We start from the raw sequence: 16,054 nt of genomic DNA, 5'->3' as shown, positions 1-16,054 counted from the left end.
GGCCTAAAATCAAGTACATTGACTGTAGGCCTCCCTTTTTTTAAAAAGATTCCCTTTCCTTTTTCATAACAATTGACTTTAATGTATGGCTTAATTCCTGAATACGACTAGTTGTGTTCGTCATCATTTCTAACATATTATTTTCGTTTTCCACTGAGTGTACAATTTCTCCTGTAGAAGTTGCATTTTGTTCAGTCATGTCATTTAGTTTTTCAATCTGTACTTGGATAGTTTCAAACTGAGAAATGGCGCTACTTAACTCATTCATCCCTCGAGTTAAATCTACATTGGCCATCGCAAATGAATCTTTTATGACATTGAAGAAGGTGCTCACGTCTTGTAAAAGCATTTCCCCCTGTTGCAACGCTTTTTCACCTTCATCAGAGCGTTGATGAGCTTCTGTTGATTTTTCGAACAATGTTCTCGTTACATTCGAAATACTTACCGTAATCGCCGCACTTTCTTCTGCTAATTTCCGCACTTCATCTGCAACGATGGCGAATCCTTTACCATGTTCCCCTGCTCTTGCCGCTTCTATTGCAGCATTAAGAGCCAGTAGATTCGTCTGTTCTGCAATATGCTGTATGCCCTTTAATAAGCTATCTACAGTTTTCAAGCTAGTCTGTAGCTCATTCACAGTTTCGGCTGTAGAACTCATAGCATGATTCATCACGCCCATTTGCACCATCGCATCCTGCATTTTCTCCCAACCTACTAAAATCTCCTGCTGCAGATCAGTAGATTTAGATACAGTATTCTTTGAAATCGCGAATGTTTCGGTAACAAAATGCACTGATTCCTTCATCGTGCCATGAATCATTTGCAGACTAGATGACTCCTGCTGAATACTTGCGGATATATCCTCAGTAGCTAAAAGAATTTGTTTACTCGTTCCAGTTATACTCTGCATAGTTTGTTGGAATTGTGTAACGTGCTCATCCAAGGCTTGACTACTTTTTTCAATTTCCTGAAACGTATTCTCTAGCTGATTTAATGACGCTTTCACTTCATTTTGCTGAATCGCAGCATGCTCGATTAGTTCATTACCCCATTTTGCGATTAAATAAAATGCAATAATAACACCATTCATGATCGCAAAAAGCGTAATGAAAACGATCATATTATTTGAGGGTCCTAATAATGATCCAGACTTAGCAATATAAAGAATTAGGAAGCTGATATTTGTTAGCACGCCAAAAAATACTAGTAATTCTTTCTTAAAATAAAGAGCGATAATGGCCACCGAACAAAGTAGAATATAATGTTTAGTTAATGAAAAGCTATCGACTAAAAATAACGTAAAGACAACACTCGAAGGAATCATTCCAAAAATAAAGCCTTTAACGTATGTATTAATAGGTAAAAAATAATTACAAACCGCTAATGCAATTACGGCAAGTCCAACAAATAAGAACATAATGCCCTTCGAAAGTATTAACGGTCCACAAATAAGCACAGCCAAAATTGAAATGATAGCTAAATTAACACGATGAACTTTTCTTGTGTCGTAGCGAATCTTTTTCTCCATAAGTAAATCCCCCTAAAAAATGAATGGACATTCAGTATATTTTTCTATTATTATAAAGTATAACTACTGCTTTTTGTAGATAAAAATTGCATATTAGAGAATAATTTACACTCAACAAAATTGAAGGGGGATTATTTACATGGGGAGAGTCCAACAACTTGCACCAAATTTTTATTGTATTGATACACATGATTTAAATCGGGAACAGCGTACAAGCTCTTATTTGCTTATTGATGAAAAAATTACATTAATCGAGACTTCTGCCAGTCCTTCTATGCCGTATATAGTAGAAGGCTTAGATGAATTGCATATTTCTCTAGAGGATATTCATTATGTAATTGTTACGCATATCCATTTAGATCACGCTGGAGGTGCAGGTTTGTTTTTACAAAGCTGTCCAAATGCTACTTTCGTTGTACATCCTCGAGGTGTATCTCATATGGTAGATCCTACCCGTCTAATCACAAGTGCAAAGAGTGTTTACGGGGCGGAGTTCGATCGTCTATTTGATCCGATTTTACCTATCGATATAGAGCGCATTATAGAAATCGAACATGAGGAAGTACTATCTTTAGGTCAACATCAGCTAACGTTTTATCATACTGAAGGTCATGCAAAGCATCATGTATCCATGCTTTATTCTGCAACGAATGGATTGTTTGTTGGAGATACAACTGGTGTGCGTTATCCAGAAATGGAGGGCGAATCAATTGATTTAATCATTCCCTCTACTTCACCGAATCAGTATGACCCAGATACAATGGAGCAATCTATCCAGCTGTATGAAAAGTTAAATGCTACAGAATTGTATTTCGGTCATTTCGGTGCATATAAAAATCCAGCCGAAGCTTACAAACAAGTGCGCTACTGGACACCGCTATTTTTAGCAGAAGGAAAAAAGGCGTTAACGGTATCTAGTGATTTTAAAGAACAAGTACAATTTTTAGATGGTCGCTTAAAGGCACTTTTGTACAATTATTTACAGGAAAATGGCATCGCAGAGAATCATCCGGTTTATCAAACAATCCCATTCGATACAGTTGTTTCAGCAATGGGGATTCTGGATTATCTAGAAAAGAACGACGCATAGAATGTTGTCCTTAACATGATTTGTTTAAAGATTCAGTAGAAAACTCATCTGCGAACTGTTTTAATACTTGATTGAGAGAATTCGTTTGCCCCTTCCTGTTTAAATGGCTGTCATTAGTTTTCTAAATATAGGGAAAGTAATGGTTTATCCTTATATTGTCATCTAATGAGCCATTCTAACTTACTGCTTTTATATGATCAAAAAGGTTAACCATCTCATACGGGGTGGTCTTTTTTGTTGTTTTAATCAAAAATGATAATAATGAATTGAGACTGATAAAAAAAGAGGCAGTTTCTCTTTCAGAAACTCTTTAATACCCCTAAATAAACTCATTACTACCCTTGTTGAATATGGGAAAAATTACACATACATAATAGCGTAAAAAATGGTAATATTTAATAGGTAAAGTATTCTATGGAATGAAATTGGAAAGGTGACTTTTCTCCAACAAGTGAAGTCGTTTTTTACAAACAGAGCAAAATAGTAATAAAATTATCCTTTACTTATCCGAAAGTTATCATTAAAAGAGGTGAGAAAAAGGGAGTTCCTTATTTTCAGGAGTTTGGTGGGAGTAACATTACCTATTCTTTTATCATTCATTTTTGAACTGCTTAAACCGATTGTTATTGTTGATGTTACTGGTATAATTTTAATAATTGGTATATTTATTTGAGAATACAATCCAACTTCAGTTAAAAAGCAAAAGAGTAAACATTTGGTTTGTTTAACTAGCGAGTGTGCTCTAAACAATACATAGATGAATGATGTCTTTTTTGTTTTACAGCAACAATCTTCCAGAACATAATCATTAACAAATATAAAAAGGAGTAACCCAATTGAAATTATTTTTAAATGTAACATCTTATTTAGTTACTGCTATTGCTGCAGTACTCGCATCTTTTTCTTTAGCAGATATTTATCATGATTTTAATGGTAATGATGAGTATAGGCTTTACCAAATTAATATCATCTTAATGTCACCTATTACTGTGATTGTTTCGTTTTTTATTTGTTATTTTTTAATAAAAAAAATTACTATCAAACCGATAATTTTTGGTACATTAATCGGCTTTTGGTTAATCAAAGTTATACCAATGGTTATCTTTTCATATAAATCATATCACTACAGATCAGACGAAGGTTACATACCAAACATCTATATTAGCAACATAATCGACCACTATATTCAGTTATTGCCAATCATTCTTGTGGTTTTATCTCATTTCTTATTAAAAAAATATAACAACTGGTTGCATATAAGTGGTTTTACACTTGGAGCAACTATCAGTTTCTTTACAACCTACGCAATAGTTCTTTATATGAGACATGTTAATAATTCATTAACTTCGTATCTTTATTTCGATAACATAGAATTAATGATAGTTATCGTTGGAACTACTATCTTCTCGATTTTAGGAAATATTATCGGACTCAAGAAATTTAATCAGACACATGAGAATTAATTTATCCCCCATAACTCGAACCCGGAGTGAATGTTTATTGTGTGAAAGCGAAGCGTATGTAGCTGACGCTTCGCTTTCGGTACAAAAGACATTGATCTGCAAACGGAATCGATTTCTATCAATATCTAGTAAGACCGATAACAAAACTACCTAATTTGCCACATCATCAACCTAGATTTCACATAATTATTAGCTGGAAAATACCTAAGCTGCATATGTAAAATAGCCAACTATCTGAAAAACTTTCGATAGTTGGCTAATCCTCGTACTTACCATAAAGGAGCGTTATTTTTTATATTTCGTGCTTACTTTGCTTTTTGCCGGATCATAATTTTTTAAGTCTTCGGTAAGAATTTTCTTACCATCAATCTCGTAATATTCAAACTGTCCTTTTAAATCATTAGCGAAATAAAGATAGACGATTTTGGGTTCGTTTTTAAAAGTTACTTCCACGTGATACTTCGGTATGCCAAAAAAGGTATACTTGCTTTCAAGAGTTATTATTTCCGATTCCTTATAGCCCCTTACTTCCGTTAAGTATTGCAATACTTTATCGGAAGCCTGATGTTTTTTAAATTGAACGAAAGCAACAGAAGCGAAAATAATTAATATTAGAATAGCCAGGATAATTAAAAATTTTTTTATTTTACCCACTCCCCTAAATATATTGAAATTTTAATCACGACTTTTGAATGATGTTAAAGAGGTCATAGTACTAGAATTTTTAATAGGTTCCGGCGTTACCCAGGACTAACTTGAACCTTTTAATCCTATATGCGTAAGATCAATTGAGCTGCCGTAATAAAGTGCTTGCCAAATAAATTTAGAGCAATAATTAGAACTAATTGAACTCAAAGGCTCTAGATTAATAATTTCATAAGTTTTTGCAGAAGAATAGTTGATACTCGCCCAGTTTGCTGCTCCTGTTGCGCCACTACTTGGACCATAAACATAAATCGTTTCCCCTACATAATGGCGGTTGCGATAATCCGTTAACGTATCTCTTTTGCCCGCTACGTCACCTACAGGATTTACATGGTATATACGATAATCAGGTCCCACAATTGCTACATGCCCAACAATTTTTGTTGAAGTTAGAAAGGATTTGCTTGAATATAAAACATCCCCAGCTTTCATAATTGTTGACGTGCCTGGATAGTAGTTTTCATTAGGAACACCTATAGGATTTATTTCAATATATGGATCCAGTTGATCAATTAATAAATGCAATAATCCCAGAAATTAATTTGTAGTCCCTCACACTAAAGAAATAGGAGAATATAACGCAAAATATTAGCAAAACGTTTAATATCAATAATGAGAAAAATGTAATTTGCAGTGTAACTTTTAAACTTTTCAAAATAACTAACTCCACTATAATCATAATCCGAGTGGTAACAAATCGGAACAATTTTCTACAAATTTCACTCTCAAAACCGCACCAAACTCAGCCCTGCTAATAACTAATCCCTTAAACTCCATTTGGTATCGTAATTTTCCTAACAATACATAGTAGACCTTGAACTAGCCTCCGATTGTTTATGGCTGTTTGATGCAGTTTTCAAAGCAAAAAACATCCCGGGGGATGTTAACTTCTAACAATTTCTATTCGTTTAATTTTATCTCTTGCAACAAAAGAGACTCGATTTTCCCAGAAAGGGAAAACTAAAAATTTATCAGCAGTATTACTATATAGATAGTTGAATGCAGCAACATGACTATCCCTGTTTAATTCAAATTCAATAAAAGGCAATGTTTCACCCTCTGTTAAATATACTTGCGCTCTATATTTATACATATCACACCCCCATCCAAATCATATGGTTGAAAGATAAAAATTATGTAATTTATATCCCATATAAAAAGCCTTACTGTGTTAAGGATAAGGCTCGTCAACTGCAGTATAATACTTAATTGTCGAGTTAGCTCACTTTTAGAACGGTGGTAGAGCTACACCACGTTATATTTGTAAAGCGAATTGTGTATTTATAGCGTATTTCCGAGCACTTGATGCTCAGTAAGTTTGTTTTAGTAAGTTTGACTGAATTATGGAAAGTGGATGAAGTTCACATGATAACCACTCCTTTCAAATTTCAAACTGTAAAAACAAAACTAATCTATAAATGTAAAAAGCCACACCTGGTTTGATGTGACTCAAATTCAAATCCTTAAGCTAATCTTAAAATGACAATAGACGCGCTGATAACCTGAGTGCCTCCAATAATTGTATTTAATAAAGCTGTTGGGTTTGGATGAATATTTCTCAAAGTAAGAACATCCGATGCATTTAAAGTAGTGATTACTTGACCATTTTGCGGGTCGGAACCACCATTGCCTCCGTAATTGGAACCTGCAATTTGGTTGTCGCCATTGAAAAGGGAAAATGCAAAAGGGCCACCTGTAACAAACACCTCGTAGGTAATAAGATAAATACCCGTTTGATTTATTATGATAGGTGCTGTTCCTGGTACATGTGTTACAAACCCTGAAGGTGTTATATTGCCATTTGTATTGAAAGTAACTGAACCATTATTCGGGATACCTGGTTGAGCAGTTGTATCATAAATATAAGCAAACCCTGGAAGACCTGTACCTAAATGTTGTTGTGGGACTTGTACTCCTGGAACATTTTTATTATTACAACTTTCTTCGCAATCATCATGAATTCTGCTAAATTTTTTATTAGTTGAACCCTTTTCACTTCTATTGAAACTTTCAAAACTCATTTTGTCACCCTCCTTATTATTACATTATTCAATGAAGGGAGACGATTATGATGAAGGGAATCCATTTTAACATCTTATTCTTAAATAAAACATATAAGCTAAGTCAATCGATAATCTCTTAAAAAATTTGAGCCGGCCGTGTATGTCTTGCTCCGAACAATTTATGGAGCTCAGGTCGGTCGTTGGTCTGTCTTTCCCTAATATTTAGGATTTGATAAATACCAAGGGAGGAAAACCTTACCGCACTGCCCTACCTCCGAGTTTACATTATTTTTTTATCTAACCTAAAATTACGAAAGTTTAGCAAGAATGGAAAATATCTATTTTGCTTTATTTAAGACTTATGAAAGGAGTTTTTATATGACAAAAAAGAAATGAGTTTTATTAATAAGGGTATATTTATTATTGCTATTTACAGCACATCGACACTGAAGCCAATGCTTATTGCCTTTTATCGAAGTTTTGCCTCTAAGCTCTACCATTTTAATTTCCGGCACATCACTGCTCTTTTAAACGCTCTAAAGCCGATCGAAAATCCTGACTTTCCCCTACTTGACGGAAATTTTTAAATGGGTTGCTCACTTTTTTCATTCTCTCCAGTACAGCGGGAATAGTAAAGTCGTCTGGTGTTAAATGCTCATTTACCTCCTCCCAGTGTAATGGTGTTGCCACTAAGCCTTTTTCGTTGCCACGAGTTGAATATGGGGCAATAATCGTTTTGCCTTCTGCATGCTGTACATAATCTAAATATAATTTTTGATGTCTATTCTTCTTTAAACGCTCGATGGTATACAATTCTGGTTTTTGTTCACATAAAAAACGACAGACAAATTCAGTAAATACTCGCACCTCTTCATAAGTAAAGGCATTTTCAGGCAACGGTATATAAAGCTGTATTCCCTTACCTCCTGACGTTTTAACAAATGATTGTAGCTTAAAATAATCGATAATCCCCTTTAAATCAAGAGCTCCAGTAACAGCAAGTGAAAATTGCTCAACGGAAGGAGGATCTAAATCAAAGACAATCTCAGTCGGACACTCTGTTTGCAACGTTTGAAATGGTATGTGCAGCTCTAGTGCCAGCTGATTGCCTAGCCATAATAATGCTTCAAGATTGTTGCATACAAGATAATGAATATCGTCCATCCATCCAGTAGAAACAAACCCAGGTATTTTCTCGGGACTACTTTTTTGATAAAAGCTTTCACCAGGTACCCCATGTGGAAAACGAATTAATGTAAGAGGGCGATTACGAAGAAAGGGTAATAAATACGGAGAAATCATTTGCAAATAATGCAAATATCCATCCTTAGTAATACCGATTTCTGGCCAAATAGGCTTATCAGGATGCGTAATCTGAACCGAATCTGGGATAGGATAAAGCTGTCGTTGCATATGCTGCCAATGACAGTCCTCTGGCAACATCTCCAGTCGAAATGCATGAAAACGCGGTTCTCGACATTTGCTTCCATCGAAATCAATACAAGCTATATCAAGACAAATGGATGGCTCCAGCTCCCATGTTTCATTATTCCTCTGTCCATTTGACTGAAAAAAAGCAATGAGTGTTTTCCGCTCTTCCTCTGACATTCCATGTTTAAAAATAACTACTTCAACTAGCCCCCCTTGTTGATAAATACTGCCATGAAAATAACCATTGCTATGATCATATTTCGTCACTATGACCGTTACATATCTCCAATTCTTTATTTTTAACCAATGGTTCGAGCGTGTATCTCCTATCCATTTACTTGTTTTCTTCTTTGCAACCATTCCCTCTCCATTGTAATTCTTAATAGCCTGCCAAAGAGGTTCACTATGCTCCATACTACTAATCACTTGTAATGGACATTGATCCTCATAATTGACAGTTGCCGGGAGCTTTAAAGTTGTAAAAAGCTTAGAAAGTTGCTGTTTGCGTGTTTTTAAATACTTATTTGTCAGCTGCTCCCCTCTATAGCTCAGTAAATCAAACGCAATATAATGACAAGGGAAGGTTTTTGCATGAGTAGCAATAACTTCTTTATTTTGCATCCGCCCTCTTTTTTGGACTTGAGAAAAATCACTATTGAAGTTATTCGTTAAATAAACTAACTCACCATCAAATGTTAATGGTAAATATTTTTTAACTTTATTAAATATACTTTTGCAAAAATCGAGTATCTCTGGAAACAAGTGATTTAAGTTATTGCCATTTCTGCTTATTAACATTGGCTGTTCGTCCCAAACTAACATACATCTAAATCCATCATATTTTGTTTCGTACATCCACTCCTCACCAATTGGTGTTTCGAGCACTTCTGTTAATAGCATTGGTTTCATTTGAATACCTACTTTGCTTTTTATCTTCAGTTTTTGACGATTTCACTTTAAGATACATAAAAATAAGCAAAATATATCATAGTAAGATAAACGAGGTGATACAAATGCATACAGTTTGGAAAGGCAGTATCTCATTTGGTCTTGTCAATATACCGGTAAAACTACATGCCGCTACAGAAAATAAAGACATTAAATTGCGACAGCTCCATAAAGAATGTCATACACCTATCAGCTATAAAAAGGTTTGTGAAGGCTGTAACCAAGAAGTAAAAGATGAGGATATTGTTAAAGCATATGAGTATGCTAAAAATAAGTTTGTCGTATTAGATCAAGAAGAGTTAGAGAACTTACGGAAGGAAAATGAAGATAAGGCCGTTGAAATCATTGATTTTGTGAAATTAAACGAAATCGATCCAATTTATTTTGAACGCACTTATTTTTTATCCCCTGATTCGACTGGCGGGAAGGCTTACTCCCTATTACGTCAAACATTAGAGCAATCTGGAAAAATAGGCGTTGCTAAAATTATTATCCGTTCAAAAGAGCAACTAGCAATTGTACGCGTTTATCAAAACGCTTTAGTAATGGAAACGATTCATTACCCTGATGAAGTAAGAAGTGTTGGTGATGTTCCAAATGTTCCAAGTGAACCAAACATTGTTCCAAAAGAGCTAGAAACCGCACTGATGCTTGTCGATCAATTAACAACAGAATTTAATCCAGAAAAATATACAGATGATTATCGTAATGCTTTAATGGAGCTAATAGAGGAGAAAAAAGCTACTAATACAATTTCGACTAGTGATAAACGTCCAGTACCTGATAATGTAACGGATTTAATGACAGCACTTCAAGCTTCATTAGAGAAAACGAAAAAGCCAGCAACAAGAAAACGAACGACGAGAACGAAGAAAAATGCTTAAAATGTACACGTAAGAAGCGTATCCATTGTTTATGGATATGCTTTTTTAAAGAATTTCCCTTTTACTAGTTACGACCAATAGTTTGTCACTATACATTCCATATTTGTGAAAAAAATTAGGCTTGCTAATTTCCTCAAAATAACGATTCCATTTAAACATTTTTATAAATATTGAAAAAGTCGGTTTGTAATTGGACTTTTCCAAACCGAGTTTTTGTAACGTGAATCTCTTTATTATTCGATAGATTCTGATGAAATAATTTGTATCTAAGAAAATAATTAAGTCGGCATTCGAAAAGCTTTGTACTACCCAGTCCTCATTATGAACGCCCTCAATAATCCACTCTTTCGTATGAATAATATTATTCAAATAATCGACTTTTTGTTGATCGGTTCTTCTAATATCACCAGAATTTTGTCTTATCCAAACGACATTATCTAACTCATAATATGGAATATTTAATTTAGCGGATAATTCTTTCGCTAATGTTGTTTTCCCACTCCCAACAGAGCCAATGATATGTATCCTGTTCTGAAATTTCTTGTTCAAATGACCCCCTCCTATTCTTAAGAGTTTGTTAATTTTAGGTTAAACGGAGATACTTTATAAGATGACTGGAGTAGAGGCTAGGTGACTCCTTGGGGATCAACGGCTCATCGGACGCCCCGCTCCCAGGAAGCTTTGCTCTGTGCGAAAGTGAAGCGGCAGCAACAATCTTTTAACTGCGCGAAAGCGAAGCGGCAGCAACAAATGTTTTCTGCGCGAAAGCGAAGCGGCAGCGATAAAAGCACCCCAGCCGTAACGAAAATCAACCTCATATTTGTAATAAGAATCTAATTTGTGCAAATATTGGATTTGTTATACAATATCTCTTAAAAAAGATAAAGGTGAAGGAGTTAGAGGTATGTATCAAAATGAGTTTAGTGGAAATTTAGAGAAATATAAAAACCCTATTGAATATGATGTACTTCATGAAAATTATAACGTAGATTTATATTTTATTGAAAATCTTCTTAGCAATAATAACGATACGATAATTGAATTAGCCTGTGGCACTGGTCGGTTAGCTATTCCACTAGCCAAGCAAGGATTCAACGTTTATGCAGTAGACATCCATGAAGGGATGCTTCAATTGGCAATTGAAAAAGCGAAAAAACAGAATGTACACGTGCATTTTTCAGTGCAAGATTGCACGCAGCTTCAACTACCAATAACATCAAATTTTGTCTATATGACAGGTAATGCATTTCAGCATTTTTTAAGTAATGAAAGTCAAAATGCTTTATTCCAATCCGTTAAAAAGCACTTACAGCAAGGAGGAGAATTTGTATTTGATACGAGAAATGCTCTACTAAGCGAACTGTCTATCGTGGATGAATACGAAGAAAGTTCAGTAAATAGTAAAGGTGAAAAACTAACTATTCAGCATCGTGAAGAATATGACCCTATCACACAAATTTTAACTTGCCGTTCTATAAATAAGCTAGAACACGCTACTTTCGAAGATTCAATTCGACTTCGCTATACATATCCAATGGAAATGAAGAGGCTATTAGAACAATATGGGTTCGAATTGTTACACATATATGGCTCATGGAAAAAAAGTGACTTTACAAAAAATAGTCCGTCTATGATTGTACACGCACGATTAATAAAGTAAAACCCCAAAATACAAACAATTGTTCTGAAACTTTGTTATAATTAAGAAAAAATTAGGAGCTATAAAAGATGATAAATATTCGTGAACGCATGGAGCATTACAGTATAGCTGGCCTAAGTCTTGTAGCTATCGAAAAGGGAAAAATCAGTAAAACGGATCATTTCGGAGTTCTAGAAGCAGGTACTGATAGAAAAATTAATGAAGACTCCATTTTCAACGCTTGCTCGATCAGTAAGTTTCTAACAAGCGTTTTAGTGATGAAATTGGTAGAACAAGGGATCGTGGACTTAGATGAAGATGTTAATAATAAACTATTTTCATGGAAAGTTCCTGGCAATCAATTTACAAAGCATAAAAAGGTTACATTACGAAACTTACTATGTCATCAATCTGGGATTGTGGATCCTGAAGGCAGTTTTATGCCCGTAGATTCATTTAAGGAAATGCCATCCATAGTTGAAATATTGAATGGTAAAACTCCTTATTGCCATACTTCAATCGAAGTGACTTATGAGCCTGAAAGTGAATTTCACTATTCTGATGCAGGATTTTGTCTTATTCAATTATTAATAGAAGATATAACGCAAAAACCTTTTTCTCATCTTATGAATGATTTTATTTTTAAGCCACTAAGTATGAAAAACAGTACTTGTTCAACCTCTCTTTCAGCATCAAATTTGGATAATTTCGCATGTGGTCATGACCAAAATGGAGATTTAATTCCAGGGAAATATTCTATTTACCCTTACCTTGCAGCTTGTGGTATATGGACTACCCCAAGCGATTTAACAAAATTATTACTGGATATTATGAATGCTGTCAAAGGACAAAGTAATATTGGCCTTACGTCAAAACAAATAAATGAACTGTGCCGCTCACAGGGATGTAAAGAATGGACGGGCCTTGGAGTATTTCTAGATAGCACGGACCAAAAGCTCGAATTTTCCTCTCTTGGCTGGGGTGTTGGGTTTCAATGTATGCTCGTAGCCTATCCGCACCTCGAGCAAGGAATTATTATGATGACCAATACTGATACAGGTATGCATCAAATGAAGGGAATCATGGGTGAAATCTATCATTCGCTTAATTAAGAACTGAAAAAGAGGCATGCTATTTTATCTTAGGGTGACAACCTTCAAGCGTATGTAAATAAATGGACCAAACATATTATATAAAAATATGCTTGGTCCATTTTTTATGATTCTGTTCGTAACGATTGTTGTTTTACCTTGTCTTACTCAACTAAAGGGCAATTTCTGTAAAGTCATCCGTATATTTCAGTCATTTACTTTGCCTTAAGGTCTAGGTGCTTATTCCCCTACCATACCGTCGTTATCATTGTCTTTCATATATGGGTATAACCAGTGATCACTAGTTATTGGCATGCTATAACCTGCTGCTTTTGCTTCTTTAATCGTTACTTGACCATTTCCATCTGTATCAACACTAGAAATATCATCAGTGCCTTTCAAAGCATTGGACTTATTAGAACTTGTTGACTTATTTGAGTTAGTTGATTTACTTTCAGTTAATCCTAGAGATTTATTTATTTCATCAGGGTTGCCGTTATCAAACTCATCTACAATTTTATTCCCTTTTAAAGTGTAAGTGTACTTGTAATGAGAAGGAATCTGCGTTTCCGTATTAGGATATGTGATTATTGCTTCAAAATTAGTAGCTCCACCAGCTTTACGAATAGCGTCTTCCATATATGCTTGATCACCATGTCGGTTAAGCGTACTATCTTGTGGCGTAATATTATAAGCATTTGATACCCCACCAAGAGAATCTGCAATAATGTGTCCTTCATCTAAATCCGCTCTTTCGACACCAGGAACTTTTGCTTCATCAGCGTAGTATCTGCCAGACGATGTTACAGGTTCGGTACGATCATCTTGTAGAACAATTTCTTTAGCAATGACACGGATTAATTGCCCGTGTTCATTCGTAAAGGACCAATATTCTCGGTCCCCAAAACCAATGTCAACGACGACGTTAGATTCACGATGTCCAGACAAATTACCACCATCAACTTCAATTAGTTTGTAACCTTTGAACAGTTGATCTTTTGATTGAGTTGATGTTTCCTCTACTACTTGTTTTTCAGTCGTAGTTTTTTCTTTTTCACTATTTTTTGTAGTTACTTCTTGTGAATCAGCTTTCCCATCAGTATTCGATACATCTTCTACGTTAGTACAACCAACTATAAAGATGGCAGTTAAAAGTAAGATTAAATAGTTTATTTTCTTTTTCATTTTAGGACTCCTTATAATAAACATTCTTAAGATCTTTGAATAAAACATAAATTAACATTGTTACCTATTTAAATAGTATATTACAATATTAATATTATTACAGTAGATACTTAGTACGAAGTATGTAGTGTTAATTTCCAATAAAGATTAGTAGAGTCCAATGCATTATATTTTTCAAATATAAAATTTAGCTATACTAGCTTATGGCGGAATATATTCTGTTGTAAAAAAGATGTTATTTAGTAATATCGGTTCTAGTACTGAAAAAGGCACAATTCCAATTCACGAATTTAGCCCAATTGTTTAATATTAAAGACCCGAAAGCCACCGCTAGCTTAATTACACTCTCTTAAAACCTAAAGTATATTTCAATCGTACGAACAGGAGACTAATATCCTACTTTTTGTTCTGTCTATATACAATAAAAGTAAGTCCATTTAATATAAATGTAATAATGAGAAGAACTGCTGTGGCTATCACTACTGCACGTGTTGTGTCCATTAGTGCCGACCAATCCTCAATTTTTACTAAATGATAATTATAGAAAATCTGAAAACTAAGTGATATAGCACAGGCACTGATGCTGATAACGGAAAGGACGCCCCAATTCTTATGTTCATGTTTTTTATTTCGCATAAGATTAATAACTGGAAGTATCCAAGCGATTAGTCCAAGTAAGAGACTGCCAATATTAAGCCAACCAATCATATCTAATCCCTCTTTCCATTTTGTATTGTTGTCTAACAATACTTAACGGTAAATCGTGGGAAAGGTTTCAAATATAAACACTAACCATATTTAATTAACCTGTATTATTCAACAATATGGCTTAAATTTTGAACAACTAGTTGAATAAGAAAAAGATGGGATCTCTGCGGAATCCCATCTTAAGTAAAGCACCCGTTTGTAGAAATCATTGCTGAGCATTGATTAAGAAAAACACTTTTTCAATAAAGTCTTTTTGTGTAACTTTCCTGAAGTCTTTCAGCAATTATATCAACACTAGAGTTTGGAACCTTAGCGTGTTCAAATAAAATTTTAGCAGCAGATGGTAATGTTTCTTATTAGCACAAGAGGACGGTTCCCATAATATCTTTTTTATGGTGCTTTGTCGGTAAGTTATCATCTAGTTCTTTCGAACGTCTTACGTGCATTGGATTCACCATGACAAGTGGGATTCCATATTGATCTAAGAAATAGGCTAAGTTCATCCAGTAGTGACCAGTAGGCTCAATCCCTATCATTACTTCAGTTTTCTTAGCTTCCTTCATCGTTTGAAGAATCTTTTCATACAAGTTTTCGAAGCCTTCTTTCGATTGATGTACCGCAAAGGCTTTTTCTATTACTCGCCCGCGTTCATCGACAAAGCATGCGTAATGAATACGCTTGGCAATATCCATACCGACAACGAGTGTATTTTCAGTAACTTGATTAATTTTGTTATTCCATTTAAAATGCATAAAGGAGTCCTCCTTGTTTGATGATGGGTCAATGGTCGTTGACACTCATGCATCATACTAGAGGGCTCCTTTTCTTTCAAGACCTCGAACATCCTTCAAACAGGAACGCTGCCCCGATGTCGATATTGCTCCCGATATTATAATAAAGTTTAAAGAATTACGCCTGATACATCTCCTTTCAAGACTTCTTTTTCATTCTGATTTTTACATAAAAAAGATGCAACAAACGCTGTTCTATTATTTTCTTGCCTTTCGTATTTCTCAATTTTAACTATACAAAATATTGTATCTCCTGTAAAAACAGGTCTTAAAAACTCAAAACTCGTATTACGAGCCAGTACGTTATGGTCTCCAGCTATTTTTGTTGGCAGAGTTGCCGTTAGTAACCCTTGAATGACAAGTCTTCCTTGTTCATCTGGGGTTATATGATGAATCCCTTCATCCCCTGAAATCTCAGTAAATAATTCAACATCCCTTACTGTAAAAGTTCGTTCAAACGTAATTATATCTCCTGCTTTTAATGACATTTATAACTCCTCCCACTGTCTGGCTAATCACAATGTGAATATTACATCAATACCAGACTATTTAAGGTAATATATTCCACGTAAATCTAAAAAAACCTTC

General features: G+C 34.7%; 15 protein-coding genes and 1 pseudogene. 5 read left to right on the top strand and 11 right to left on the bottom strand.

The features are described from left to right. Nucleotides 1–40 precede the first annotated feature (40 nt). Nucleotides 41–1,528, bottom strand: a complete 1,488-nt coding sequence (locus JNUCC51_RS23220) for a methyl-accepting chemotaxis protein (protein WP_337989971.1) — start codon at nucleotides 1,526–1,528, stop codon at nucleotides 41–43. 139 nt (nucleotides 1,529–1,667) lie between these two features. On the opposite strand from JNUCC51_RS23220, the gene JNUCC51_RS23215 reads away from it, so the two are divergent. After that, complete coding sequence (locus JNUCC51_RS23215) at nucleotides 1,668–2,618, top strand: MBL fold metallo-hydrolase (RefSeq protein WP_337989970.1); 951 nt, start codon at nucleotides 1,668–1,670, stop codon at nucleotides 2,616–2,618. Between the two features lie 836 nt (nucleotides 2,619–3,454). Next, nucleotides 3,455–4,081, top strand: coding sequence for a hypothetical protein (locus JNUCC51_RS23210; RefSeq protein ID WP_337989969.1), 627 nt, complete (start codon nucleotides 3,455–3,457; stop codon nucleotides 4,079–4,081). A gap of 285 nt (nucleotides 4,082–4,366) precedes the next feature. Here JNUCC51_RS23210 and JNUCC51_RS23205 read toward each other — a convergent pair whose 3' ends face one another. The 5 genes from JNUCC51_RS23205 to JNUCC51_RS23185 all read right to left on the bottom strand — a co-directional run bounded on the left by JNUCC51_RS23205 (nucleotide 4,367) and on the right by JNUCC51_RS23185 (nucleotide 9,129). Beyond that, on the bottom strand, nucleotides 4,367–4,735 hold the full coding sequence (locus tag JNUCC51_RS23205) for a DUF3139 domain-containing protein (protein WP_337989968.1): 369 nt from the start codon (nucleotides 4,733–4,735) through the stop codon (nucleotides 4,367–4,369). 96 nt (nucleotides 4,736–4,831) lie between these two features. Then, nucleotides 4,832–5,311: a hypothetical protein gene (locus tag JNUCC51_RS23200; protein ID WP_337989967.1), complete on the bottom strand. Its 480-nt coding sequence runs from the start codon at nucleotides 5,309–5,311 to the stop codon at nucleotides 4,832–4,834. Nucleotides 5,312–5,669: 358 nt separating this feature from the next. Then, the gene (locus tag JNUCC51_RS23195; protein WP_337989966.1) at nucleotides 5,670–5,879 is read right to left on the bottom strand and encodes a hypothetical protein; all 210 of its coding nucleotides are present in this window, start codon (nucleotides 5,877–5,879) and stop codon (nucleotides 5,670–5,672) included. 370 nt (nucleotides 5,880–6,249) lie between these two features. Continuing rightward, complete coding sequence (locus JNUCC51_RS23190) at nucleotides 6,250–6,807, bottom strand: collagen-like protein (protein WP_337989965.1); 558 nt, start codon at nucleotides 6,805–6,807, stop codon at nucleotides 6,250–6,252. A 498-nt stretch (nucleotides 6,808–7,305) separates the two neighbouring features. After that, on the bottom strand, nucleotides 7,306–9,129 hold the full coding sequence (locus JNUCC51_RS23185) for a DNA ligase D (protein ID WP_337989964.1): 1,824 nt from the start codon (nucleotides 9,127–9,129) through the stop codon (nucleotides 7,306–7,308). Between the two features lie 104 nt (nucleotides 9,130–9,233). Here JNUCC51_RS23185 and ku point away from each other — a divergent pair, with 104 nt between their 5' ends. Next, nucleotides 9,234–10,052 carry a non-homologous end joining protein Ku gene (ku, locus tag JNUCC51_RS23180; RefSeq protein WP_337989963.1) on the top strand — a complete coding sequence of 273 codons (819 nt, stop codon included), beginning with the start codon at nucleotides 9,234–9,236 and terminating at the stop codon, nucleotides 10,050–10,052. Nucleotides 10,053–10,097: 45 nt separating this feature from the next. Here the strand turns inward: ku and JNUCC51_RS23175 are convergent, their stop codons facing one another. After that, nucleotides 10,098–10,601, bottom strand: a complete 504-nt coding sequence (locus JNUCC51_RS23175) for an AAA family ATPase (protein ID WP_337989962.1) — start codon at nucleotides 10,599–10,601, stop codon at nucleotides 10,098–10,100. Between the two features lie 355 nt (nucleotides 10,602–10,956). Between JNUCC51_RS23175 and JNUCC51_RS23170 the strand changes: the two genes are divergently transcribed. Both JNUCC51_RS23170 and JNUCC51_RS23165 read left to right on the top strand, forming a co-directional pair. Beyond that, nucleotides 10,957–11,712: a class I SAM-dependent methyltransferase gene (locus tag JNUCC51_RS23170; protein WP_337989961.1), complete on the top strand. Its 756-nt coding sequence runs from the start codon at nucleotides 10,957–10,959 to the stop codon at nucleotides 11,710–11,712. 68 nt (nucleotides 11,713–11,780) lie between these two features. Further along, a complete protein-coding gene (locus tag JNUCC51_RS23165) occupies nucleotides 11,781–12,803 on the top strand; it encodes a serine hydrolase domain-containing protein (RefSeq protein ID WP_337989960.1) in 1,023 nt (340 codons plus the stop codon). Between the two features lie 219 nt (nucleotides 12,804–13,022). On the opposite strand, the gene JNUCC51_RS23160 is transcribed toward JNUCC51_RS23165, so the two are convergent. The 4 genes and pseudogenes from JNUCC51_RS23160 to JNUCC51_RS23145 form a co-directional block, all read right to left on the bottom strand. Further along, a complete protein-coding gene (locus JNUCC51_RS23160; RefSeq protein ID WP_337989959.1) occupies nucleotides 13,023–13,967 on the bottom strand; it encodes a DNA/RNA non-specific endonuclease in 945 nt (314 codons plus the stop codon). A 396-nt stretch (nucleotides 13,968–14,363) separates the two neighbouring features. Continuing rightward, entirely contained in the window at nucleotides 14,364–14,675 is a 312-nt protein-coding gene (locus tag JNUCC51_RS23155) for a hypothetical protein (protein WP_337989958.1), read from the bottom strand. Nucleotides 14,676–15,052: 377 nt separating this feature from the next. Then, a pseudogene (locus JNUCC51_RS23150) lies at nucleotides 15,053–15,427 on the bottom strand (IS110 family transposase); the annotation flags it as partial. 149 nt (nucleotides 15,428–15,576) lie between these two features. Continuing rightward, nucleotides 15,577–15,954, bottom strand: a complete 378-nt coding sequence (locus JNUCC51_RS23145; RefSeq protein ID WP_337989957.1) for a hotdog family protein — start codon at nucleotides 15,952–15,954, stop codon at nucleotides 15,577–15,579. Between the last annotated feature and the right edge of the window lie 100 nt (nucleotides 15,955–16,054).

Origin of the sequence: Lysinibacillus sp. JNUCC 51 (genome assembly GCF_015999525.1) — a bacterium.
In the GTDB taxonomy this organism is placed as follows: domain Bacteria; phylum Bacillota; class Bacilli; order Bacillales_A; family Planococcaceae; genus Lysinibacillus; species Lysinibacillus xylanilyticus.
The sequence above is the reverse complement of the archived record's forward strand: the minus strand, read 5'-3'. Positions and strand labels throughout refer to the sequence as shown.

Coding starts and splice junctions, on each gene's coding strand:
- JNUCC51_RS23220 (WP_337989971.1), bottom strand. CDS start 1,528: ATGGAGAAAAAGATTCGCTACGACACAAGAAAAGTTCATCGTGTTAAT.
- JNUCC51_RS23215 (WP_337989970.1), top strand. CDS start 1,668: ATGGGGAGAGTCCAACAACTTGCACCAAATTTTTATTGTATTGATACA.
- JNUCC51_RS23195 (WP_337989966.1), bottom strand. CDS start 5,879: ATGTATAAATATAGAGCGCAAGTATATTTAACAGAGGGTGAAACATTG.
- JNUCC51_RS23190 (WP_337989965.1), bottom strand. CDS start 6,807: ATGAGTTTTGAAAGTTTCAATAGAAGTGAAAAGGGTTCAACTAATAAA.
- JNUCC51_RS23185 (WP_337989964.1), bottom strand. CDS start 9,129: ATGAAACCAATGCTATTAACAGAAGTGCTCGAAACACCAATTGGTGAG.
- ku (WP_337989963.1), top strand. CDS start 9,234: ATGCATACAGTTTGGAAAGGCAGTATCTCATTTGGTCTTGTCAATATA.
- JNUCC51_RS23170 (WP_337989961.1), top strand. CDS start 10,957: ATGTATCAAAATGAGTTTAGTGGAAATTTAGAGAAATATAAAAACCCT.
- JNUCC51_RS23165 (WP_337989960.1), top strand. CDS start 11,781: ATGATAAATATTCGTGAACGCATGGAGCATTACAGTATAGCTGGCCTA.
- JNUCC51_RS23160 (WP_337989959.1), bottom strand. CDS start 13,967: ATGAAAAAGAAAATAAACTATTTAATCTTACTTTTAACTGCCATCTTT.
- JNUCC51_RS23155 (WP_337989958.1), bottom strand. CDS start 14,675: ATGATTGGTTGGCTTAATATTGGCAGTCTCTTACTTGGACTAATCGCT.
- JNUCC51_RS23145 (WP_337989957.1), bottom strand. CDS start 15,954: ATGTCATTAAAAGCAGGAGATATAATTACGTTTGAACGAACTTTTACA.